At 57.4% G+C, this 21,030-nt stretch carries 19 protein-coding genes; 7 read left to right on the top strand and 12 right to left on the bottom strand.

What is annotated here, in order from left to right:
* Window positions 1-187: 187 nt before the first annotated feature.
* Window positions 188-901, top strand: a complete 714-nt coding sequence (locus CC94_RS0116940; RefSeq protein ID WP_005371787.1) for a 2'-5' RNA ligase family protein — start codon at window positions 188-190, stop codon at window positions 899-901.
* A 60-nt stretch (window positions 902-961) separates the two neighbouring features.
* On the opposite strand, the gene CC94_RS0116935 is transcribed toward CC94_RS0116940, so the two are convergent.
* The 3 genes from CC94_RS0116935 to CC94_RS0116925 are packed head-to-tail and all read right to left on the bottom strand — an operon-like array spanning window position 962 to window position 2,933.
* Entirely contained in the window at window positions 962-1,411 is a 450-nt protein-coding gene (locus CC94_RS0116935; protein ID WP_245619774.1) for a TPM domain-containing protein, read from the bottom strand.
* Window positions 1,412-1,461: 50 nt separating this feature from the next.
* A complete protein-coding gene (locus tag CC94_RS25115) occupies window positions 1,462-2,310 on the bottom strand; it encodes a TPM domain-containing protein (protein WP_005371783.1) in 849 nt (282 codons plus the stop codon).
* A gap of 11 nt (window positions 2,311-2,321) precedes the next feature.
* On the bottom strand, window positions 2,322-2,933 hold the full coding sequence (locus CC94_RS0116925; RefSeq protein WP_005371782.1) for a LemA family protein: 612 nt from the start codon (window positions 2,931-2,933) through the stop codon (window positions 2,322-2,324).
* A 456-nt stretch (window positions 2,934-3,389) separates the two neighbouring features.
* Here CC94_RS0116925 and CC94_RS22515 point away from each other — a divergent pair, with 456 nt between their 5' ends.
* The 6 genes from CC94_RS22515 (at window position 3,390) to CC94_RS0116895 (ending at window position 11,542) form a co-directional block, all read left to right on the top strand.
* Window positions 3,390-5,204 (top strand): sigma-54-dependent Fis family transcriptional regulator, encoded by a 1,815-nt coding sequence (locus CC94_RS22515; protein WP_005371780.1) that lies wholly within the window; start codon window positions 3,390-3,392, stop codon window positions 5,202-5,204.
* A gap of 135 nt (window positions 5,205-5,339) precedes the next feature.
* Window positions 5,340-5,903 (top strand): REP-associated tyrosine transposase, encoded by a 564-nt coding sequence (locus CC94_RS0116915; protein ID WP_005371778.1) that lies wholly within the window; start codon window positions 5,340-5,342, stop codon window positions 5,901-5,903.
* Between the two features lie 241 nt (window positions 5,904-6,144).
* Window positions 6,145-7,797 (top strand): DHA2 family efflux MFS transporter permease subunit, encoded by a 1,653-nt coding sequence (locus CC94_RS0116910; RefSeq protein WP_005371776.1) that lies wholly within the window; start codon window positions 6,145-6,147, stop codon window positions 7,795-7,797.
* 2 nt (window positions 7,798-7,799) lie between these two features.
* Window positions 7,800-9,260, top strand: a complete 1,461-nt coding sequence (locus CC94_RS0116905) for an efflux transporter outer membrane subunit (RefSeq protein ID WP_005371774.1) — start codon at window positions 7,800-7,802, stop codon at window positions 9,258-9,260.
* A gap of 115 nt (window positions 9,261-9,375) precedes the next feature.
* A complete protein-coding gene (locus CC94_RS0116900; protein WP_005371772.1) occupies window positions 9,376-10,602 on the top strand; it encodes an HlyD/EmrA/EmrK family protein in 1,227 nt (408 codons plus the stop codon).
* Window positions 10,603-10,675: 73 nt separating this feature from the next.
* Entirely contained in the window at window positions 10,676-11,542 is an 867-nt protein-coding gene (locus CC94_RS0116895) for a class I SAM-dependent methyltransferase (protein ID WP_084675375.1), read from the top strand.
* A gap of 161 nt (window positions 11,543-11,703) precedes the next feature.
* On the opposite strand, the gene tpx is transcribed toward CC94_RS0116895, so the two are convergent.
* The 9 genes from tpx to secF form a co-directional block, all read right to left on the bottom strand.
* The gene (tpx, locus tag CC94_RS0116890; protein ID WP_005371767.1) at window positions 11,704-12,234 is read right to left on the bottom strand and encodes a thiol peroxidase; all 531 of its coding nucleotides are present in this window, start codon (window positions 12,232-12,234) and stop codon (window positions 11,704-11,706) included.
* A 554-nt stretch (window positions 12,235-12,788) separates the two neighbouring features.
* Window positions 12,789-14,183, bottom strand: coding sequence for a ribosome biogenesis GTPase Der (der, locus tag CC94_RS0116880; protein ID WP_005371766.1), 1,395 nt, complete (start codon window positions 14,181-14,183; stop codon window positions 12,789-12,791).
* Between the two features lie 250 nt (window positions 14,184-14,433).
* Window positions 14,434-15,621: an outer membrane protein assembly factor BamB gene (bamB, locus tag CC94_RS0116875; protein ID WP_005371765.1), complete on the bottom strand. Its 1,188-nt coding sequence runs from the start codon at window positions 15,619-15,621 to the stop codon at window positions 14,434-14,436.
* Window positions 15,621-16,286, bottom strand: coding sequence for a YfgM family protein (locus CC94_RS0116870; protein ID WP_005371764.1), 666 nt, complete (start codon window positions 16,284-16,286; stop codon window positions 15,621-15,623). Before CC94_RS0116870 ends, bamB begins: the two co-directional genes overlap by 1 nt.
* Before the next feature lie 35 nt (window positions 16,287-16,321).
* Entirely contained in the window at window positions 16,322-17,614 is a 1,293-nt protein-coding gene (gene hisS, locus CC94_RS0116865; protein WP_005371763.1) for a histidine--tRNA ligase, read from the bottom strand.
* Between the two features lie 14 nt (window positions 17,615-17,628).
* Window positions 17,629-18,378, bottom strand: coding sequence for a type IV pilus biogenesis/stability protein PilW (gene pilW, locus CC94_RS0116860; protein ID WP_031431620.1), 750 nt, complete (start codon window positions 18,376-18,378; stop codon window positions 17,629-17,631).
* A gap of 13 nt (window positions 18,379-18,391) precedes the next feature.
* Window positions 18,392-19,504, bottom strand: coding sequence for a dual-specificity RNA methyltransferase RlmN (gene rlmN / locus CC94_RS0116855; RefSeq protein ID WP_031431619.1), 1,113 nt, complete (start codon window positions 19,502-19,504; stop codon window positions 18,392-18,394).
* Complete coding sequence (ndk, locus tag CC94_RS0116850) at window positions 19,479-19,910, bottom strand: nucleoside-diphosphate kinase (RefSeq protein ID WP_005371757.1); 432 nt, start codon at window positions 19,908-19,910, stop codon at window positions 19,479-19,481. Before ndk ends, rlmN begins: the two co-directional genes overlap by 26 nt.
* 174 nt (window positions 19,911-20,084) lie before the next feature.
* Window positions 20,085-21,017 (bottom strand): protein translocase subunit SecF, encoded by a 933-nt coding sequence (secF, locus tag CC94_RS0116845; RefSeq protein WP_005371756.1) that lies wholly within the window; start codon window positions 21,015-21,017, stop codon window positions 20,085-20,087.
* Window positions 21,018-21,030: the final 13 nt, after the last annotated feature.

Here is a 21,030-nt window from a genome sequence, read left to right as displayed (position 1 = left end):
TAACTTTCCGGAGTTGATTGCTATGAAAAACGGATTGTTCACCCCCCTCTTTGAAAAAGAAGACTGCATGGGTGCAGGAGGTAGGACAATGCAGAAACGATTGCCGAGAGGCCGGGGGAGATTTATCAAATAAATCCCCCTCGATCCCCCTTTTTCAAAGGGGAAGTTGCTTTTAAGGAGAGCCGATATGTTGAAAGCCATGAAACTGTCAGCCGTACTGGGTATTTTCCTCGCCTCACAGCCCGGATGGGCCCAAACGGCCGACGAATCCGTCACGGCCATTAATATTGCCCTGGATCCGGATGCGGCGCTGATGCTGAACGCAAAAGCCGCCAATGCCCGCCTACGGCGGGACACCCCGGAGGGATTCGCTTTCGATGCTACCCACAAGCCCCACATTACGCTCCTGCAGCGCTACGTGCTTACCGAACGCCTCGACGGCCTTTATACCGCGGTCGGCAGAGTCCTCGCCCGCCAGAAAGGCATCGATTTAAAGCTGCAGGCCTCCCGGTACGATTACACCCCCTGGAAAAATAAGGGGATTGAGATCCTGGTCGTCGAGCCGACTCCGGCGCTCCGCGCTCTGCAGCAACAATTGATCGAGGCGGTCGCCCCTTTTACGGTGAAAACGGGAACGGCTGCCGCTTTCTTTGTCACCCCCGCCAAGCCCGACATAAACCCGACGACTGTCGATTACGTTGAGACCTTTATACCCAAGCACGCCGGGGGCAATTACCATCCCCATGTCACCCTCGGTATGGCCTCGCCGGATTATCTGAAGAAAATAATCGCCGAACCCTTTAAAGCGTTCACGTTTTCGCCGGTCGGGGTATCGGTCTATCAACTCGGCAACTTCGGGACGGCGCGGAAGCAACTGAAAACCTGGCCATGGGAACCTTGAAAGTGCCTGTCGGTAAATGGAACCGATAGGCAAAACCGCCCTTTTTTATCCTCCGAATTTCTACCGCCGAACGATAACCGGCTTGTTGGAAAGCTCGTCCGGATTGCGTTCCCCGGAAGGAAAATGGGTTATCAGAATCTTCGAGATGCGTTCGATACCTTCCAGCGAACCTTTCCGGAAGTCGCCGCCACGAAATGCTTCCTGCATGACCTGAGCCAGGCTATCCCATTCGGATTGCGGCACGCGCTTGGCGATGCCTCGATCCGCAACGATATGCACTTCCCGGTCAGCCAGTAACAGATAAATCAATACACCGCTGTTTTCTTCGGTATCCCATACCCGTAGATTCGCAAATACTTCGGTCGCCCGCTGCTGCGCCGACAGGCCGCGCCAAACCCAGGCGGGCGCCAACGCATTTTCGACAGCGAAACGCAGCTCGCCGCGGTGATGGCATTCGGATTGATGCACCGCCGCTTCCACATCGTTGAGTAAGGCAGCGGAAAACGCCAAACGCCAACGCCAAGGCGGCATGAAAGTATGAATGAGCCAACGCTTGACGTTTACCATGAGCCGGACGCGCCCCCGCCGCCGAATCGGCCGCCACCGCCGCCTCCCCAAGAACTTCCTCCGCCGTACCCGCCGCCATAGCCGCCTCCGAAACCGCCGCCGCTGGACCAGCCGCCGTAACTTCGCTGGCGAATGCCGACAATGAAGAAAACCATCAGCCCGATCAGGAATGCCGCGAAACCCAATCCGAACAACAGTGCCCCTACCGCGCCGCTGCCCAAGCCGGCCAGCATTCCGCCCATGACCCGCCCCAGCATGGCGGACAATATCCAGCCCGCGACGATTCCGCCGAACAGAACGAATATAAAAGCCCCACCGTTCTGCTGCCCTGCCGGCGCTTCCTGCGGCGGCGGCAGACGCTCGCCTTCGATCAGGCGCATCAGCTGAGTCACTCCCGCATCGATGCCGCCTGCAAAATCGCCGGCTTTGAAATACGGGGTGATCGTTTCGGCGATTACGCGTTTGGCGATCGCGTCCGGAATCGCCCCTTCCAGACCGTAACCCACTTCCAGCCGCATTTTTCGATCCTCTTTCGCCACGATCAAAAGCACGCCGTCATCGACGTTTTTCCGGCCGATTTTCCAGGCATCCGCCACCCGTATCCCGAATTGGGCGATCTCTTCAGGCTGCGTGGTGGGGACGATCAGAACCGCAATCTGGCTGCCCTGTTTGGCTTCGAAGGCGGCCAATTTATCTTCCAGCGCGTTCGCTTGGGCTGCACTCAGCGTGGAAGTCAGATCGGTGACGCGGTGCGACAGGTCGGGAATCGGCACCAACGCACCTGCTCCCGAAAAAAACAGCAGCAATAAAAACCCAACCCCATAACGCATGAACGGCAGCATCGACAATCCCCTTACTGAGCGGGAGACTCTGCCGGCGCAGGGGCTCCGAAATCGACTTTGGGCGGCTGCGAAATGGCGCGTTCATTTTCTACGGTAAAGCTCGGCTTGGTCTTATAACCGAACAGCATTGAGGTCAGATTGGTAGGAAAAGACCGTACGGTCAGGTTGTATTCTTTTACCGCATCGATATAACGGTTGCGGGCGACCGCAATGCGATTTTCCGTGCCTTCCAGTTGCGCCTGCAGATCGCGGAACAAGCCGTCGGCCTTCAATTGCGGATAGTTTTCCGCCACCCCCAGTAAGCGCGAAATCGCGCTAGTCATTTCTCCCTGGGCCGCAACGAATTTTCGGAAGGCCTCCTCATCGTCGACCAGTTCCGGCGTAGCCTGGATCGATCCCACTCGAGCCCGCGCCTGCGTCACCTCCGTCAACACGCCCTTTTCATGCGAGGCATACCCTTTAACCACGTTGACCAGGTTAGGCACCAAGTCGGCGCGGCGCTGGTACTGGTTCAATACCTCGCCCCAGGCGGCTTTGATGTTCTCATCGCCCGACTGCAGCGTGTTATAGCCGCAACCGGACAACATCATCGCGATGAATGAAGTCAATAACCATTTAAACATTTCGGTTTTCCTCATTTTTGTTTCAAAAAATCTGTTTACTTCGACGTCAAAACACGGGCAAATATGAATGCGCGCGGGACGATTCTGTTGAAAAATTACTGTTCCCGCCGGCAACGCACCGTAAGCCGATATTATTAAACCTATTAAGCTTAAGCCGGCCCTTAAAAAATCGTATTTAAGAGCCAGTTTGAAATGAAGTAAATCGTTAAAAACAGTCTGTATTCTATGACTTAACGCAGCCGGTAACAATTCCGGCCGGTTATTTACAGTGGGAGTTCGATTGCGATTTCAAGATTATAAAAATGACGTCTTTTTTAGCCGGCTATTTCCCGGCTTCATTTACCGCGCTCTCATTCAACTCGGCCTTTCGAATAGCATTTCGTCACCAAATATCGTGACATGAAACGGAAGTTGCAGTAAGTTGCTGCCGGTCCAGACAAACCTGCCACAACAGCAATGAGAAAAAATCCGTCATCGCCGCAAAATTTATCGGCCGAACACTTGCTTCAGCACCTGCCCGTCTCGGCTTTCGTGCTGAACGCCCGGCATCAGGTCGTGATCTGGAACAAGGCCTGCGAGCAACTGACCGGCCTGAAAGCGGAAGAAATGATAGGCAGCGATCGGCATTGGCAAGGCTTCTATACCGAAAAACGCCCCTGCCTGGCGGACTTGCTGCTCGACGACAGTCTCGGCGACGTCAAGGGACTGTATGAATGGGCCGGCGCCCCCGCATCCCGGACCGATATTTACCATACCGAAAACTGGTGCCCGATGCCGGACGGCCGCCGGCTGTATCTGGTGATCGATGCCTGCGCGATCCATGACGAAAACGGCGAAGTCGCGGCAGTCGTCGAAACCCAGCGCGACCGCACCGAGCAGCGCCTGATGATGCAGGCGCTCGGCGACAGCGAACAGCGGATTTCTTCGATTCTCGGCTCGGCAATGGACGCGATTGTAACGATCGACGAACGCCACAACATCACCTTATTCAATGCGGCGGCCGCGCGTATCTTTCGCTGCGCCGCCGACTTCGCGATCGGCCAGCCGTTCGAACGCTTTATCGCCCCGCGGTGCGCCCCGTTATTCAAACAATTCGTCGTTTTCGACAGTGCCATTAAAACGCCCGCCTGGGTGCCGGAAGGGCTCAGCGCCCGCCGGGCGGACGGTGAGGAGTTTCCGATCGAAGCGACCTTTTCGCCGCTGGAAGCCGGCGGTCAAAAACTCTTTACGATCATCCTGCGCGATGTCAACGACCGCCGCCTTGCCGAACAGAAACTGGAACGGCTGCAGCAGGAAAAAGGCTATCTGCAGGAAGTGATCAACGACGAACACAACCCGGGCGATTTCGTCAGCGGCTCCAAGGTGATGCGGACCGTGATGGAACAAGTCCGGATGGTCGCCCGCACCGATACCCCGGTGCTGCTGCTCGGCGAAACCGGTACCGGCAAGGAACTCCTGGCGAGGGCGATCCACGAGTACAGTAGCCGCAACGCGGCAATCCTGGTCAAGGTCAACTGCGCGGCGCTCCCTGCCGAGCTGATCGAAAGCGAACTGTTCGGCCATGAAAAAGGCGCCTTTACCGGCGCGATTCAGCAGCGCAAGGGCCGTTTCGAACTGGCCGACGGCGGCACGCTGTTCCTGGACGAACTGGGCGAGCTGTCCATGCCGGCACAGGCCAAACTGCTCCGGGTACTGCAGGAACAGGAGTTCGAGCGCGTGGGCGGCAGCGAGACGATCCGGGTCGACGTGCGGGTGATCGCAGCCACGAACCGCAATTTGCCCGAAGAGATCGCGGCGGGCCGCTTCCGGGCCGACCTCTATTACCGGCTGAACGTGTTCCCGGTCGAAGTACCGGCACTACGGCAGCGGAGTGCGGATATTCCGCTGCTCGCGCGTTTTTTCCTGACCAAATATGCGAAAAAATTGGGCAAGCATTTCGATGACATCGAGCCTGCGGGCCTTGAGCAGCTAAAGCACTACGCCTGGCCCGGCAATGTCCGCGAATTGCAGAACGTGATCGAGCGGGCGGTGATTCTGTCGCAGGGCTCGCAGCTGGAAATCCCCCCTTTGCAGCCGTACCAAGACAAGCCCTCTTCTCTATCGGAAAAACCGAAAACGCTCGAATCGCTGGAGCGGGAACATATCCTGCACACATTGAAAGAAACCGGCTGGGTCATTTCCGGCCCGAAAGGAGCCGCCGCGATTCTCGGCATGAATCCGAATACCTTGCGCTCCCGCATGCTAAAGCTCGGAATTTCCCGAACCGGCTGACGTAGGGTACGCTGTGCGTACCATTGAATGCCAAAGATATTGGGCAGTCGTAGTACGCGCTATGCGTACCGTGATTTAACACCTATCGGTACGCACAGCGTACCCTACTTTTTAACTCATCTCTTGGTGTCGCTTATGTCACACTTTCGACGTGCTCATATTCCCGGCGGCTCATTCTTCTTTACTGTGGTAACGGAACGGCGAGCTCCGATTCTCTGCACCGATACCGCCCGCACCTTCCTGCACACGGCCATTCGAGAATGCCAACGGCGTTGGCCGTTTCGGATCGATGCGCTGGTTTTACTCGACGATCATCTTCACGCCCTTTTGACTCTGCCGGAAGGTGATTCCCATTATTCGGCGCGTTGGGGATGGATCAAAAAGAAATTTACCAAAGCATATCTCGCTGCCGGCGATAGCGAACAAGCCCTTAGCGCTTCACGGATTCGTCAAAGACGGCATGGCGTTTTCCAACGCCGGTTTTGGGAACACACGATCCGGGATGAAGACGATTATGCGCGGCATTTCGATTATATCCACTATAACCCGGTAAGACATGGATATGTGGAATCGGTGCAGGATTGGCCTTATTCGACTTTTCACCGCTGGGTTAAGCAAGGCGTTTATCCGCCGGATTGGGGCAGTAAGGTACACGGCGTCATGGAGTTCGATGATTTGGATATTACCGCTATGGAATAAAGGTACGTTATGCCTCTTTGAGTTTTATGGTACGCACAGCGTACCCTACGATGGAGTCACGATATTTCGTTAAATTTACGATATTTAGCGAGACCGAATTCTCTACATCGTTTTGTTTTTGCTGCTTTATTTTTTAAATAATTGATTTAAAAAATATTTATTCTAATTTTTCACTCCCGGCATGACTCTTGCTGTACTACGGATAATCTCACCTAGCGGTGATTTCCGAAGATACCCAACCATGACCGAAAACGATAACACCGCCCGGGCCGCCTGGGCGACCTTGACTCACGACAGCCTCAACAGCGCGGAAACAGGCGAGCACGCGCTGACCCGGACGCAATTTGTCTTCCTGAACGTCGCCCTGCTGCTCGGCAATATCCTGGTGCTGTTCAATACCGGCGCTTTTGCCTCGATCAGCCTGCACGCAACCGGCGGCCTCGGCGTCAGTCCAAGCCATGCGGGCTGGATGCAAAGCTATTATTTCGTCAGCCTGGCTTTGGCGTTGCCGGTCAGTTCCTCGCTGTCGGCCGCTGTGGGCGAAGTCCGCCTTTATCTGGCTGCGATGGCCGGGATGGCGCTGGCTTCGTTGCTCTGCGCCGCGACGTCCGACCTGTCCTGGTTCTTAACAGGGCGGGCGCTGCAGGGCTTTTTCGGCGGACTGACCATTCCGCTGTCGCAAACGCTGCTGATGCGCGAATACCCGGAATCGACCAAGTCTTTCGCAGTCTCGCTATGGAGCATTGCCGCGCTGAGCCCGTTTACGCTGGGACCGGCGGCCGGCGGCTGGATTGCGGATCAATGGGGATGGCGCTGGCTGTTCTACTTGAACATCCCCCTGCCCTTATTGTCTTCGGCTCTGGTCTGGGCCTTGTTGTTCGACCGGTATTCCACTGGGCGGAGAACGCGGTTCGACAAAACCGGCTTTCTCTTGCTGGCCGTCCTGCTGTTCTGCCTGCAGACCGTACTGAACCAGGGACAGGACGCCGACTGGTTCAACTCGCCCGGATTGATCGCTACCGCGCTGACGGGCGCGGCAATGCTGGGCTATTTCATCGTTTGGGAACTGGCGGAACGCTCGCCGCTGCTCGACTTGCGCTTGTTCGGCCAGCGCAATTTCGCAATCGGCAGCCTGCTGCTGAGCCTCGGCTTCATGATCATGTACGGCTTGCTGTCGGTGCTGCTGGTGCGTTTGCAGACAGTCGCCGGCTACACCTCGTTTCTGGCCGGCAGCGTGCTGCTGCCTTTGGTGTTCCTGGCCAAACCGATCGCAAGCGTCATGCACCGGATCGTGCACCGCTTCGACGCCCGCCTGCTGGTCTGCATCAACATGCTGCTGTTCGCGCTGTTTTGCGGCTGGACCAGCCGGTACGACTTCTTCGGCCGCGGCGGCTGGTTTACCCAGCCCTTATGGACGCAGATACTGGAAGGCTTTTGCCTGGGCGGCCTGTTCGTACCGTTGACCACATTGTTCCTTTCCGGATTGGCGCCGAAACGGCAAACCCAGGCCGTCGAACTGGGCGGCCTGCTACGGGTGATGGGCGGCAGCGTAGCCTCCCCCTTATTCGGCGTATTCTGGGAACGGCGTACCGCCTTCCATCAAAGCCGCCTGATCGAAAGCTTTTCACTGTACGACGGCTGGTCCGCGCACACGATCGACCGCCTGCACGACGCCGGCCTGCACGGCACCTTAGCCACCGCAAGGCTTGCCGCTCTCGCAGGCCAGCATGCCGCAATCCTGGGGCTGAACGACACGTTCAGGCTGTCGGCCTGGCTCTTCGTAGGCCTTGCGGGACTGGTCTGGTTTGCCGCCCCGGCCGGGCCGAAACCCGCCGCATCCCCAAAGGAAGACAGGCGCCTGGAAGCTTTGGAAGACTTGGTAGAGGAGCCGTAACAATGAGACTGGTTAAAATCGCCCTGCTCGCGACTGCTTTATCTCTGAGCGGCTGCGCCCTGCTGCCGGAAAACGGCGTACGCGCCAAACCGATCGCACCGCCCAAACTGGCCCAGACGCTCGCAACCGATTCGCAGGCCGAGAAGATCGTACAGGAATGGCCCCAGGCGCAATGGTGGCAGGCATTCCGCAATCCCGAGCTGACCCGTCTGATCGAAACGGCACTGCGGGATAATCCCGGCTTGCGCGTGGTTTCCGCGCGCCTTACCCAGGCGGAAGCCGCCGCGGATTTTCAGGCTGCCGAAATGCTGCCGAGCATTCATGCCAGCGTCGAACTGCATCACCGGCGTTTTTCGGCGACCGATTTTTACGGCCCCAACGGCGGCAAAACCTTTACCGGCGCCTACATCGACCCCCTAGTCTTCCGCTATCACCTCGACCTGTGGGGCAAGGATAAAGCCGCACTGGAAGCAGCGCTCGGCCAGGAAAAAGCGCAAGCGTCGGAGCTGGCGATGTCACGGCTGCTGCTGAGTACCGCGATCGCCCGCAGCTATTTCAGCTTATGCGCGGCCGGGGAGGATGTCGAGCTGGCCCGTGAATTGAGCGGGAAAATCGAAGAAAAACACCAACTGGCGGAACTGCGCTGGCAGCGCGGATTAAGCAATCAGGATCCGGTTTACGCCAGCCGGCAGCAACTGGAAGCGGCGCGCCAGCGGGAGACCCGCACACGTCACATCGCCCAGCTATTGCGGAACCGGCTGGCAGCTCTGGCCGGGCAAGGGCCGGATTGGGGAAAATCCGTTCGAGCCGCCCGCAATGAAATCCTCGGCTATCTGCCGAAGCCGGAAACGGTGGCCTTGGGCCTGCTGGCGCACCGGCCGGACGTGGCGGCAGCGCTATGGCGGGTGGAATCGGCCGCCCAACGGGTCAAAGTCGCGAAAACCCATTTTTATCCCGACATCGATCTGGTGGGTTTTGCCGGCCTGCGCAGTCTGAATCTGAAGGATCTGTTTCTTTCGCACGGCGCCAGCGTCGCCTACGGCATGGGACCGACCTTGACCCTGCCGATTTTCGAAGGCGGGCGCCTGGAGGCGGAATTGAAGAACCAGGAGGCCGGCTACGACGCCGCGGTCGAAGGCTATAACGACACCCTGCTGACCGCCGTACAACAGGTCGCCGACAGCCTGGCCGAATGGCGGCAGAGTTCCGAGCACGAAGCTTCCGAAGCACGTGCGCTGAAAGCGGCCGAAGCCGAATCCGGGCTGGCCCGTAAGCGTTTTCAGGCAGGACTCAGCGATCGCGACGGCATGATCGATGCCGAAACAGCGCTGATCGAGCAGCGGCTCACTGCCAGTGAACTGCACAACGCCCGTCTTCTGGCCGCCGTAGGTCTGATCGAAGCCCTGGGTGGCGGTTATGAAAACAGTGAAGCCGCGGCGTTGAAAAACCGCATGATAAGGTAGGGTGGATAAGCAAAGCGCATCCACCAAAGCCGGCCCGGTGGATGCGCTGCGCTTATCCACCCTACACGAATTTTAACGACAATGATGCTTTAATCGCCCAGAGAGGCAGACAGTCATGAACGATACTCAAACCGTCCCGAACACACCCAAATCCCACGCCGGCCTCCGTAAACGCCGGCCAAGCCGCGGCCGCCGGCTCAGGCTGGTCACGGTAGCCGTGTTGGCGCTCGGGCTGGTTTATCTGGCTTACTGGCAGGGTTATGCCGGCCGTTTCGTGGTCACCAACGACGCCTATGTGACCGGAAATCTGGCACCGCTGAAAGCCCAGACCGCTGGCACCGTGGTGGACGTCCGGGTCGATGACACCCAGTTCGTGCAGCGCGGCGCCGTGCTGGTCCGGCTCGACGGCCTGGAGGCAGAGGTCGCGTTCGAAAAGGCTGCCGCGAACCTGGCCGACAGCGTGCGCCAGATCGAAACCCGATTCAGTCAGGCCGAAACCCTGCGCCAAAAACTGGCCGCCAAGGAAGCCAGACTCCAGCGCAGCCGACATGACCTGGCCCGTTTCCATAGCGTGGCCGCCGACGGCGCGGTTTCGGCACAGCAGATCGAGAACAGCGAATTTCAGGTGCGCGAGGAGGAAGCCGACGCGCGGCAAACACGTGCCGAGCTGGAAGGCGCCGAAGCGCTGGTCCGGAACACCACCCCGGCGGACAATCCGAAGGTATTGCAGGCGATCGCTGCTTTCAAGCAGGCTTATCTGGCCAAAGTCCGCCAGGAGATCGTTGCGCCGGTGTCGGGCTTCGTCGCCAAACGCAGCATCCAGCCGGGCGAACAGGTACGTCCGGAAACGCCGCTGATGGCGATCGTGCCGCTGGATTATTTATGGATCGAGGCGAACTTTCTCGAAAACGAGCTGACCCACGTGCGGCCCGGCCAGCCGGTCGAAATCACGGTGGATCTGTACGGTTCCGACACGGTGTATCACGGCGAAGTGCTGGGGCTTGGAGCCGGCACCGGCAGCGTATTCGGCCTGCTACCGCCCAATAACGCCACCGGCAACTATATCCATATCGTCGAACGGGTACCGGTCAGGATCGGCCTGCGCACCGATGAACTACAGGCCAAGCCGCTGCGCCCCGGCCTGTCCGCCGTAGTCCGCATCGACACCCGCCATCCTGGCCGCTCTGTCCTGAAACCTTTGACCACGACACCGTCGGACTATAAAACCGAGGTTTACGACCGCCAACTGGAAGGCGCAGCGGCGCTGATCCGCCAAATCATCGAAGCGAATCGGGTCCATAAAAGCCCAAAAGGCAGCGCACCCGATACCCGGCACTCGTGAAGCCGAAACAAAGCTTTCGATGCGAAAACGGATCATTTTCCTGATATAGTCGTCAGCGAAAGCTCAACCATTTATATCGGGCGCACCGGTCCGATCCATTTTTAAGGAAGTTTCAATGCATACATTCGAGGAAGCCAAGGCTAAAACCGCTCAGGCTTACAATGCGGCGGCCGACTTGTTCGACCATTCCGCCAATACCTTCTGGAACCGTTTCGGAAGCCGCACGGTGGAACGCCTCAACCTGTTGCCCGGAGAACGGGTTCTGGATGTCTGCTCCGGAACCGGCGCTTCCGCATTGCCGGCGGCAGTCCAAGTTGGCCCCCGCGGCAGCGTGCTCGCCGTCGACCTGGCGGACAAACTGCTGGCCAAGGCTAAAACGAAAGCGGAAGCGAAGCGCCTGAAGAACCTGGAATTCCGGGCGGGCGACATGCTCGCGCTCGGCTATCCCGACGGGCGCTTCGATGCGGTGATCTGCATTTTCGGGATCTTCTTCGTGCCCGACATGGCGGCAGCGGTCAGGGAATTATGGCGGAACGTGAGGCCCGGCGGCCGGCTTGCGATCACCACCTGGGGACCGGATTTGTTCGAACCGGCGAACGGCCTGTTCTGGCAGGCCGTACAGGCGGAACGCCCCGGACTGTGCAAGGGATTCAATCCCTGGGACCGCATTTCCAGTCCCGAAGGGCTCTGCACAATGCTTGCCGAAGCCGGACTGCACACTGTCGATGTCGTTGCCGAACCAGCCGTGCATCCGTTATCGAGTCCCGAGGACTGGTGGGCTCTGGCGATGGGCAGCGGCTACCGGGGAACGCTCGATCAACTGGAGCCGGACCAGTTACGGCGGGTGAAGCAAGCCAATCTGGCGGGACTGGAAACGAAGTCGGTCAGCGAAATTGAAGCGAATGTGATTTATGCGATCGCAAGCAAGCCGTTGACTTGAGGCAAGAAATTCGTCATTCCGGGAGGATTTGTCTGGAACAGTTTTACATTCCTCTCAAAGGGCATAGCCATCTACATCAGTTTGACATATCCCGTATCCCGGCATGGCCGCCGATCCGGAAGGCGGTAAAGCCTTGACTCGCCAGATATGCAATCTGTCCGTTATTCTGATAATGACCGCTGATTTGGATTCTGAACGGCAAGCGCGGCGAGAGCGCTCTCATAATCGGGCTCGCTGGCCAGTTCGTCCACCAGTTGGCTGTATATCACCCGATCGCTCTCGTCGAGAATCATCACGGCTCTGGCGGTCAGTCCCGCCAAAAGGCTGTCGGTCAGCTTGATCCCGTAATCGTCCGCAAAACTCGAACGGAAGGTCGATAAAGGAATCACATTTTTGAGCCCTTCGGTTTCGCAAAATCGGCATTGCGCGAACGGCAGATCGGCGGAAATCACCAGCACCACCGTATTCGGAAGGTTGGAGGCTTTCTGGTTGAATTTGCGGGTCGAGATCGCGCAGGTGGGCGTATCCAGGCTCGGTACGATATACAGAACCTTTCGCTTGCCGGCGAAATTCGCCAGTCCGACATCCTTCAATTTGCCGTTCACCAATGAAAAATCGGGCGCCTTGCCGCCCACAGCGGGAAGTTCGCCGCACGTATGTACAGGTTTGCCTTGAAATGCGAGGGTTGCCATAATGTTCGATGGTTTCTGATAAGTTAAGACTTAGGAATGAAGCGATGCCGTTATCATGAAATACATTTTTTATCCGAAAGAGGGCGATAAACCGTTTTCATGGCTGTTAGGTTAAGGAAGATAACTTTTATAAAATCCCCCTCGATCCCCCTTTTTCAAAGGGGGAAGTATACCGTCCTCCCGTTGAAAACGGGGGAGGCGTATCGCCTTTATTTGAAGAAGGGAGAAGCGTATCGTCTCCCCTTTGAAAACAGGGAAAGCGTATCGTCTCCCTTTTTCAAAGGGTGGAAGCGTATCATTCCCCCCCCTTTGAGAAAGGGGGGTTAGGGGGGGATTTTCAAACAAAACTTCCCGACTTAACAAACATGAAGCCGCTTCCCTTGCCCCGACCATGAAAATTGGCTGCAGGAGCGATGCCTCCTCCGCGACTTGAGGTTTCGGTCGCGGCGGAACACCGTCTCCTATCTTAGCCTTTCGGTTTTTCACCCCAACGACATTGCCTCTTCAGGGAGAGAAATCCCCTGCACTTTACGGCAGCGGATCTTCTATCTCGCCTACTTTTTTTCGCTTTTACGGTGCCTGACCAGGCGCTTGCGTTTTTCCAGTTGACGATCGCTCAGTTTGTTTTTCTGGCCCTGGAACGGGTTCGCCGGCGATCTGAATTCGAGCCGGATCGGCGTGCCTTTCAACTGCAGGCGTTCGCGCAAATAGTTCATCAAAAAGCGTTTGTACGCATTCGGCAGGGCATCGGTCTGAATCCCGTGAATCACCACGACCGGCGGGTTGCGTCCACCCTGGTGCGCATATTTGAGCTTGATGCGCCGATTGTTCACCATCGGCGGCTGATGCGCGTCGGTCGCTTCTTTCAGCAGCCGGGTCAACAGCGGCGTCGACAGGTCGACCATCGCGGCTTGATAAAGACTGTGCACCACGTCGAACAGTTTGCCTACGCCGCTGCCGTGCAGTGCCGAGATCGGGTGTTTTTCGGCGAAATCGACGAACGACAGTTTGAGGTCGAGCTGCCGCCTGACCATCTCTTTCTGTTCTACCGAAAGGCCGTCCCATTTGTTCAAACCGATGATCAGCGCCTTACCGGTCTCCAGCACCAGCCCCAAAAGATGCGCATCCTGATCGGTCACCCCTTCGCTGGCATCGATCAGGTAGATCACCACGTTCGATTTCTCGATTGCCTGCAGCGATTTGATCACGCTGAATTTTTCGATCGTTTCCGCAATCCTTGCCCGGCGCCGCATGCCGGCGGTGTCGATCAACGTGAAGCGCTTGCCGCCCCGTTCGAACGGAATATAGATGCTGTCGCGGGTCGTGCCGGGTTCGTCGAATACCACGACGCGCTCTTCTCCGAGCAGTCGGTTGACCAAAGTCGATTTGCCGACGTTCGGCCGGCCGACGACTGCAATGCTGATTCCTTTCGGCCCCGCTTCGGGCTCCTCCTGAACGGACGGCAGCAGATGACGGGAGCCCGCCAGCAGATCGGCGACCCCGCGCCCGTGCGCGGCCGCGATATAGACGGGTTCGCCCAGCGCCAGCGCATGAAAATCCGCGGCAACCGTGTGCGCATCGATACCGTCGATCTTGTTCACGACCAGCACGATCGGTTTGCCGAGCTTGCGCAAATCCTTCGCGATCACTTCATCCGACGCGCTGAGTCCCTCCCGGGCATCGACCAGAAAAAACACCACATCGGCTTCTTCCAGCGCAATCCGGACCTGCTTTCCGGAAAAACTGTCGATACCTTCCGCATCGTCCGCAATACCGCCCGTATCAACGACAAGACAGGCCATATCGCCGTACCGAACGCGGCCGTACTGGCGATCGCGGGTCAGTCCCGGATAATCGGCAACCAGCGCCTCTCGGGTGCGGGTCAGATAATTGAATAAGGTCGATTTGCCGACGTTCGGCCGACCGACCAGGGCGATAACGGGTAGCATAGTATTGAAAAGGGTAAGTTATTGAAGCGTGATGGAAGGCCGAACGGGAATACCGCATCGCAGAGCGGATAAGCGCAGCGCATCCGCCAGACAGGCCATATCTTTTCTGGAATAAGGTTGCCGTAGGGTACGCTGCGCGTACCTTATACGGAACATCATAAATCAAATTCCCAAAAGGTACGCACTCGGCAACCGCTCCCTGCGTTGCCCTACCTCCTGCATCCCTGCAGTCGAGCGTACCCTACGTAGGTCAGCGAACCTTCAACGCGGCCAATGTGCCGTCTCTGGCATAAACGAATACGGTATCGTCCGCAACCACCGGCCGGGCGTCGATCGGTCCGCCGGTGACTCGAACCCGCCCCATTTGCCTGCCATCGCTGTTGGACAGGAAATGCACATAACCTTCCAGATCGCCGACGGCGACGTAATCATCGAACGCCGCCGGTGCAGTCAGCTTCCGGTACTGCAATTCCTTCTGCTTCCATAATGCAACTCCGGAACGATCGTCCAATTGCAGCACGTTGCTGTCGGAGTCGGTCAGAAACAAACGGCGGTCCGAAATGCTCAGGCCGGAACTCGAAGACAACTGTTCGTTACGCCAGAGCAGATAACCGTCCAGCTCGGCTACCGCACCGACACCGCCCTGATAACTGGCGATATAGATGACGCCGCCTTCGGCAACGGGATCGACGTCGAGGTCGACCAGCCGTTCGATTTCGGAGCGGCCCTTCGCCATCGCAATGCTGGCTTCCCAGGAGAACTTGCCGTCAGTCAAGGCCAGCGCGATCAACTTGCCGTTGTCCTCACCGAAAACGACATTATCCTCGACCACGATCGGCGCGCCGGTGCCGCGGACGCTCAATGTCGGCACGCTGCGTTCGTAGCTCCACATCTTTGCACCGGTTTTTTCGTTCAGCGCAGTGATCGAACCGTCCGTGCAGCGCACGATCACTGCCCCCCGCGCAACGGCCGGAACGGATAAAACCTCGCCCGGAACCGAAGCGGCCCACAGCTTTTCGCCGTTGTCGAGCTTCAGCGCGACGACTTCGGCATCGGAAGTTCCCAATATGACGGTGCCGTCACCGATATGGGGTCCGCCGGAAAAATGGTATTCGGTTTCCGCTTCCCAAACCCGCTCGCCATCGGTCTGACGATGCGCCTCGACCAACCCCTCGATATCGGCGGCGACCACTTTTCCGCCACCCACCGCAGGAACGAGCTTCAGCGACTTCTCGCCGGCACCGTCGCCGACCGATTCCTTCCAGAGAATCTCGATATTTTTTTCCGGAGTGTATTCGACCAGCGGAGCCGGAGGCTCGGCATTATCCTCGCCTCCCAGAAAATAATCCTTGATTCCTTCCAAGGCTTCGCCCGCGGACTCCATCGAGGCGCAGCCACTCAAACCGATTGCGATCAATAAAGCCCAAATAAAACACATTATTTGGAATCTTTTGCCGGCTGTGCGACAGGAACGGGTTCCGGAGCGGTCAAATCGTCAAGCTTGATCTTCAACAAGGGCGATTGATCTCCGCCGCTCAACGCATTCTGATAAGCGGTACGCGCCTCATCGATACGGTCCATCGCCACATACAAATCGCCGGCCAATTCGTCGTAACTGGCCGAAAAACCGGCTTTGACCGCCGGATCGACTTCATTGATCAACTGCAGGCCCCGCTCGTATTCGCCGGTCGCCAGCATCAGCCGGACCAGGCGCAGGCGGGCAATATGGCTCAGTTCCTTGTTCGACTGGCCGATCACTTCCTGCAGCACCGCTTTCGCTCCCGCCAAATCGCCTTTCTGTACCTTCAGTTTGGCTTGTTGCAGGCCGGAATAAGCGGCGTAGCTGGTGCCGCCGAATTCAGCCTGCAGGCGTTCGCCCAACGGCTCGGCCGCGCCCGGATTGTTCGCTTCGACCGACTTGACCAACTGGCTGTAAAGATCGGAGGCCTGTGCCGCTTGTTCCTGTTGATGAGAGCGCCAGTAATTCCAGCCCCCGATCAAGGCAATGCCGACCGCGACCCCGATGATCGTCGACATGCCGTTTTCTTTCCACCAAGCCTTCACGGCTTCGAGCTGTTCTTCTTCCGAATCGTAAATTGCCACAATATTTCCCGATCTAAAATTTGATAATCAATAGGTTATTTCTTGCCGTAGCGCTGGCGGAAAAAATCCACCGCCTGCCGTTCGCTCATGCTCGCTTGCGACGTCTCGGCCACATTTTCGAGCCGGAGCGGCTTGACCGCAATTTCGCCGCGGCTGACTTCGTCATCGCCGAGGATGACCGCGAACTCGGCGCCCGATTTATCGGCTTTCTTGAACTGATTCTTGAAGCTGCCGCCGCCGCAATGGACCTGGAGCTTCAATTCGGGCACTTCGGAGCGCAGCGATTCCGCAAACCGCATGCCGACGCGCTCGGCCCGTTCTCCTACCCGGATCAGGTACGCATCGACCGTTCGGGAGACCGGCACGTCCGCCAGCGATTCGACCAGCGCCAATACCCGTTCGATCCCCATCGCAAAACCGACCGCATGGCTGGCTTTGCCGCCCAACTGCTCGATCAGGCCGTCGTAACGGCCGCCGGCGCAAACGGTGCCTTGCGAGCCCAACTCGTCGGTCACCCATTCGAACACGGTATTGCAGTAATAGTCGAGCCCGCGCACCAGGCGCATGTTGATTTCGTAAGCGACGCCCAGGTCGTCGAGAATCTGCCGGAAGCCGTCGAAATGCGCGCGGCTGGCTTCGCCCAGATAATCCATCAGCGCCGGCGCGCCGCTCACGACGGCTTTCATCGCCGGATTTTTGGTATCGAGAATCCGGAGCGGATTGGTTTCCAGCCGCCTCAGGCTGTCTGCGTCCAATTGATCGAGATGGGTCTTGAAATAACCGACCAGGCTCTCCCGGTAGGCAGTTCTTTCCGCGATCGTGCCGAGCGAGTTGATCTCCAGGCGGATTTTTTCGCGAATGCCCAGCCGCTGCCACAAGCGGTGCATGATCAGGATCAGTTCGGCGTCGATGTCCGGCCCCGCCATCCCGTAGGTTTCGACGCCCAACTGGTAAAACTGCCGGTAGCGTCCCTTCTGCGGACGCTCATGGCGGTACATCGGACCGTAGTACCAGAGGCGATGCGCCTGATTCGCCAGCAGGCCGTGTTCGAGGCAGGCGCGCAGGCAGCCGGCCGTGCCTTCCGGGCGCAGCGTCAGCGAATCGCCGTTCCGGTCGTCGAACGTATACATTTCTTTCTCGACGATATCGGTCACTTCGCCGATCGAGCGCTTGAACAGTTCGGTTTTTTCAACGATAGGCGTACGGATTTCGTTGTACCCGTATGCGCCCAGCACTTCCCGGATGACCTGTTCGGCATACTGCCAAAGCGGCGCCTGATCGGGAAGCACGTCATGCATGCCGCGGATTGCTTGTATATGATTTGCCATGAATGATGAGTCTGTTATTTTTGAGCAGACCGGATTTTTTTCGCTTCGCTGGAGCTCGGAAATTTTTCCAGCAACAAAGTGCGGTATTCTTCCGCGGGCGCCCGATTACCCAAGGCTCGCTCGGTATGATAGCCGATGAACAGGGTTTCCGGCGTAGGCTGAGCCACGCTCAGGTAGCGCGCCAGGAACGCTTTCGCCGGCCAAAGATCGTTTTTCTGATAACTGATTTTCTGCATCGCGGCCAGCGCCGGCGCATAGGCTTTGTTCAAGTCCAGTGCTTTTCTGAAAAAAGTCTCCGCCTCCGCCATACGGCCCCGTGCCATCTCGCAGCGCCCGGCATTGGTCAGCGCCAGCCATTGGCGATCGTTCAGCGGATTGTCGGCTGCCTTGGCCAGCAGCGCCAAGCCTTTCCCGGCCTCCCCCCCATGCTCGCACCGGAAGCGTCCGAGATTGTTCTGGGTGCCGAAATCGTCGGGCTTGATGCTCAGCGCGGTCTCGTATTCGTCTTCCGCCTCGTCATATTGCCTCAACCTTTCGTAAAGAAAAGCCAACGCATTATGCGCCTTGGCGTTATCGGAATCCTCATCGATCGCGCGCTCCAGATTTTCCCTTGCCTCTTCCAGCTTGTTTAGATCCATATACCGGATGCCGAGCTGGTAATAGGTTTCCGAAGCCCGTTGCGAGTCGCGTTCGGGCGACTTGCCGCCGAACCAGGAACAGGCGCTCAGGCTCAGCATCGAACCACAAAGCAAAATCCGGAGCATAGACGGATTCATCTCAAGCGGCCCGCTCATTTTCCGCGGCTTTCAACTTCAAATGCCGGCGGCTTCTGTCCTTCACCTTGCCGACCAACTGACCGCATGCCGCATCGATGTCGTCGCCGCGCGTTTTCCTGACCGTGGTCACGATGCCGGCTTCGTTCAGCATCGTCTTGAACAGATTGATCCGGTTATTGCTCGAACAGCGGTACGGCGAGTTCGGGAACGGATTGAACGGAATCAGATTCAGTTTGGAAGGCACCGTCGACAACAATTCGATCAGGCCTTTCGCATCTTCCGGCGAATCGTTGATGCCGTCGAGCATCACGTATTCGAACGTGATCGTGCGCCGCGGCGCGAGCTTCGCATTGTCGCGGCAGGCTTCCATCAGTTCGCTCAACGGATATTTCTTGTTGATCGGCACCAGTTGATCGCGCAGTTCGTCCCGAACCGCATGCAGCGAAACCGCCAGACTCACATCGCAGACTTCGGTCAGCCGGTACATCGCCGGCACCACGCCGGAAGTGCTGAGCGTCACGCGCCGCTTGGACAGTCCGAATGCGAAGTCGTCCATCATCAGATTCATCGCGGCGACCACGTTGTCGAAATTCAGCAGCGGTTCGCCCATCCCCATCATTACGACATTGGTGATTTTGCGTGCGGAACCGAGCCGTTTTTGCGCGGCCAGTACCTGGCCGATGATTTCGGAAGTCGCCAGATTGCGGTTGAAGCCCTGCTGTGCGGTCGAACAGAACGAGCAGGCCAGCGCGCAGCCGATCTGCGAAGACACGCACAGGGTCCCGCGGCTCTCTTCCGGAATGAAGACCGTCTCGACGCGGTTGCCGCAATGCGTTTCGAGCACCCATTTGCAGGTGCCGTCGGACGCCTGCTGTTCGAGCACGATCTCGGGCGCTTCGATCCGGCAATGTGCTGTCAGCCAGGCGCGCAAAGGCTTGCTCAAGTTGGTCATCGCCTCGAAGTCGTCAACGCCTTCCTGATAGATCCATTTCAACAGTTGAGTCGCACGGAACGGCTTTTCGCCGTGTTCGACAAAAAAGGCCCCAAGACCTTTTCTGTCGAAATCGAGCAAGTTGATCGATGCCGCGTTAGCGGGTGCGGGCGCAGAGTTCATTGTCGGAGAAAAAGAAAGCGATTTCTTCTTTCGCGGTATCCTGACCGTCGGAACCGTGCACCGCGTTTTCGTCGATGCTGCTGGCGAAATCGGCGCGGATCGTGCCGAGAGCGGCGTCTTTCGGGTTGGTGGCGCCCATGATTTCGCGGTTAAGCGCGATCGCATTTTCGCCTTCCAACACCTGCATCATCACCGGACCGGAAATCATGAACGATACCAAGTCCTTGAAAAACGGACGCTCTTTATGCACCGCATAAAAACCTTCGGCCTGCGCCTGAGTCAGGTGAACCATTTTCGCCGCGACGATTCTGAGGCCGCTCTTTTCGAAACGGCTGTAGATTTCGCCGATCACGTTTTTGGCTACCGCGTCGGGTTTGATGATGGAAAAAGTGCGTTCTATCGCCATGAGGATTACAACTCCAGATAATAATGAAAAAATTAATTGCCTATTATACCCGAACAGGATTCTATATCGAAAATGTAGGGTACGCTGTGCGTACCTTTTTCCTGTCGGTCGTAAGAGATGCCCGAACACGGTACGCACAGCGTACCCTACGGTCTTGTAACGGCTTAACCGTTGTCAAGGCAAATTGTCGATTTCGACACTTTCCTTTTTTACCATCAGATCTTGTCTCGATACGCCCAACCACAGCAGGATAGGACTTGCGACCAGAACGGACGAGTAAATGCCGAACACGATGCCGATGGTCAGCGCCAGCGCAAAATTATGCAGCGCTTCGCCACCGAAGAAAAACATCGCCAGCACCATCAGCTGAGTCATGAAATGCGTAATCACGGTGCGCGACATGGTTGCCGTGATGGCGTTATCGATCATGTCGGGCACGCTCGTATTGCGCATCAAATGGAAATTTTCCCGTACCCGGTCGAATACCACGACCGATTCGTTGACCGAATAGCCCAATATCGCCAATACGCCGGCCAGAACCGGCAGCGTGAACTCCCATTGAAAAAACGCGAACATGCCGAGAATGATCACGATGTCGTGCATGTTGGCGATAATGGCCGCCAACGCGAAACGCCACTCGAAGCGGACGGCCAAATAAGCCATAATCCCCGCCACGACCAACATCAACGCCAATCCGCCGCTTTCGAACAATTCCTGGCCGACTTGCGGCCCGACAAATTCGACGCTGCGCAACACGACGCCGGCATCCTGCTCTTTCAATTTTGCCAACACCATCTCGCTCAATCTGGCGTTGTTGATTTCCGGCTTCATGGGCAAACGGATCAGTACATTTTTCACGCTGCCGATATTCTGCACCGAAAATTCGGTCAGCTTCTGATCTTCCAGAATTTTTCGAACCGTTTCGAGGTTGGCCGGCTGATCGTAACGGACTTCGATCTGGATGCCGCCGGTAAAGTCCAACCCCAAATTAAGCCCTTTAAAGCTTAAGGCCAATATTGCCAGAATAAAGGTCACCAGCGAAATGGTCGTGGTTACACGACCATAGCGCATAAACGGGATATCGCGTTTAATTTTAAAAAATTCCATTGAATCCTCGGAT

The sequence above is a fragment of the Methylomicrobium agile genome (assembly GCF_000733855.1).
GTDB classification, from domain to species: Bacteria; Pseudomonadota; Gammaproteobacteria; order Methylococcales; family Methylomonadaceae; genus Methylomicrobium; species Methylomicrobium agile.
This window is presented reverse-complemented; position numbering and strand designations above follow the sequence as displayed.

Coding starts and splice junctions, on each gene's coding strand:
- CC94_RS0116900 (WP_005371772.1), top strand. CDS start 9,376: ATGAACGATACTCAAACCGTCCCGAACACACCCAAATCCCACGCCGGC.
- CC94_RS0116940 (WP_005371787.1), top strand. CDS start 188: ATGTTGAAAGCCATGAAACTGTCAGCCGTACTGGGTATTTTCCTCGCC.
- bamB (WP_005371765.1), bottom strand. CDS start 15,621: ATGTGTTTTATTTGGGCTTTATTGATCGCAATCGGTTTGAGTGGCTGC.
- rlmN (WP_031431619.1), bottom strand. CDS start 19,504: ATGAACTCTGCGCCCGCACCCGCTAACGCGGCATCGATCAACTTGCTC.
- CC94_RS25115 (WP_005371783.1), bottom strand. CDS start 2,310: ATGCTGCCGTTCATGCGTTATGGGGTTGGGTTTTTATTGCTGCTGTTT.
- CC94_RS0116905 (WP_005371774.1), top strand. CDS start 7,800: ATGAGACTGGTTAAAATCGCCCTGCTCGCGACTGCTTTATCTCTGAGC.
- ndk (WP_005371757.1), bottom strand. CDS start 19,910: ATGGCGATAGAACGCACTTTTTCCATCATCAAACCCGACGCGGTAGCC.
- pilW (WP_031431620.1), bottom strand. CDS start 18,378: ATGCTCCGGATTTTGCTTTGTGGTTCGATGCTGAGCCTGAGCGCCTGT.
- secF (WP_005371756.1), bottom strand. CDS start 21,017: ATGGAATTTTTTAAAATTAAACGCGATATCCCGTTTATGCGCTATGGT.
- CC94_RS0116915 (WP_005371778.1), top strand. CDS start 5,340: ATGTCACACTTTCGACGTGCTCATATTCCCGGCGGCTCATTCTTCTTT.
- tpx (WP_005371767.1), bottom strand. CDS start 12,234: ATGGCAACCCTCGCATTTCAAGGCAAACCTGTACATACGTGCGGCGAA.
- der (WP_005371766.1), bottom strand. CDS start 14,183: ATGCTACCCGTTATCGCCCTGGTCGGTCGGCCGAACGTCGGCAAATCG.
- CC94_RS0116910 (WP_005371776.1), top strand. CDS start 6,145: ATGACCGAAAACGATAACACCGCCCGGGCCGCCTGGGCGACCTTGACT.
- CC94_RS0116925 (WP_005371782.1), bottom strand. CDS start 2,933: ATGTTTAAATGGTTATTGACTTCATTCATCGCGATGATGTTGTCCGGT.
- CC94_RS22515 (WP_005371780.1), top strand. CDS start 3,390: ATGAGAAAAAATCCGTCATCGCCGCAAAATTTATCGGCCGAACACTTG.
- hisS (WP_005371763.1), bottom strand. CDS start 17,614: ATGGCAAATCATATACAAGCAATCCGCGGCATGCATGACGTGCTTCCC.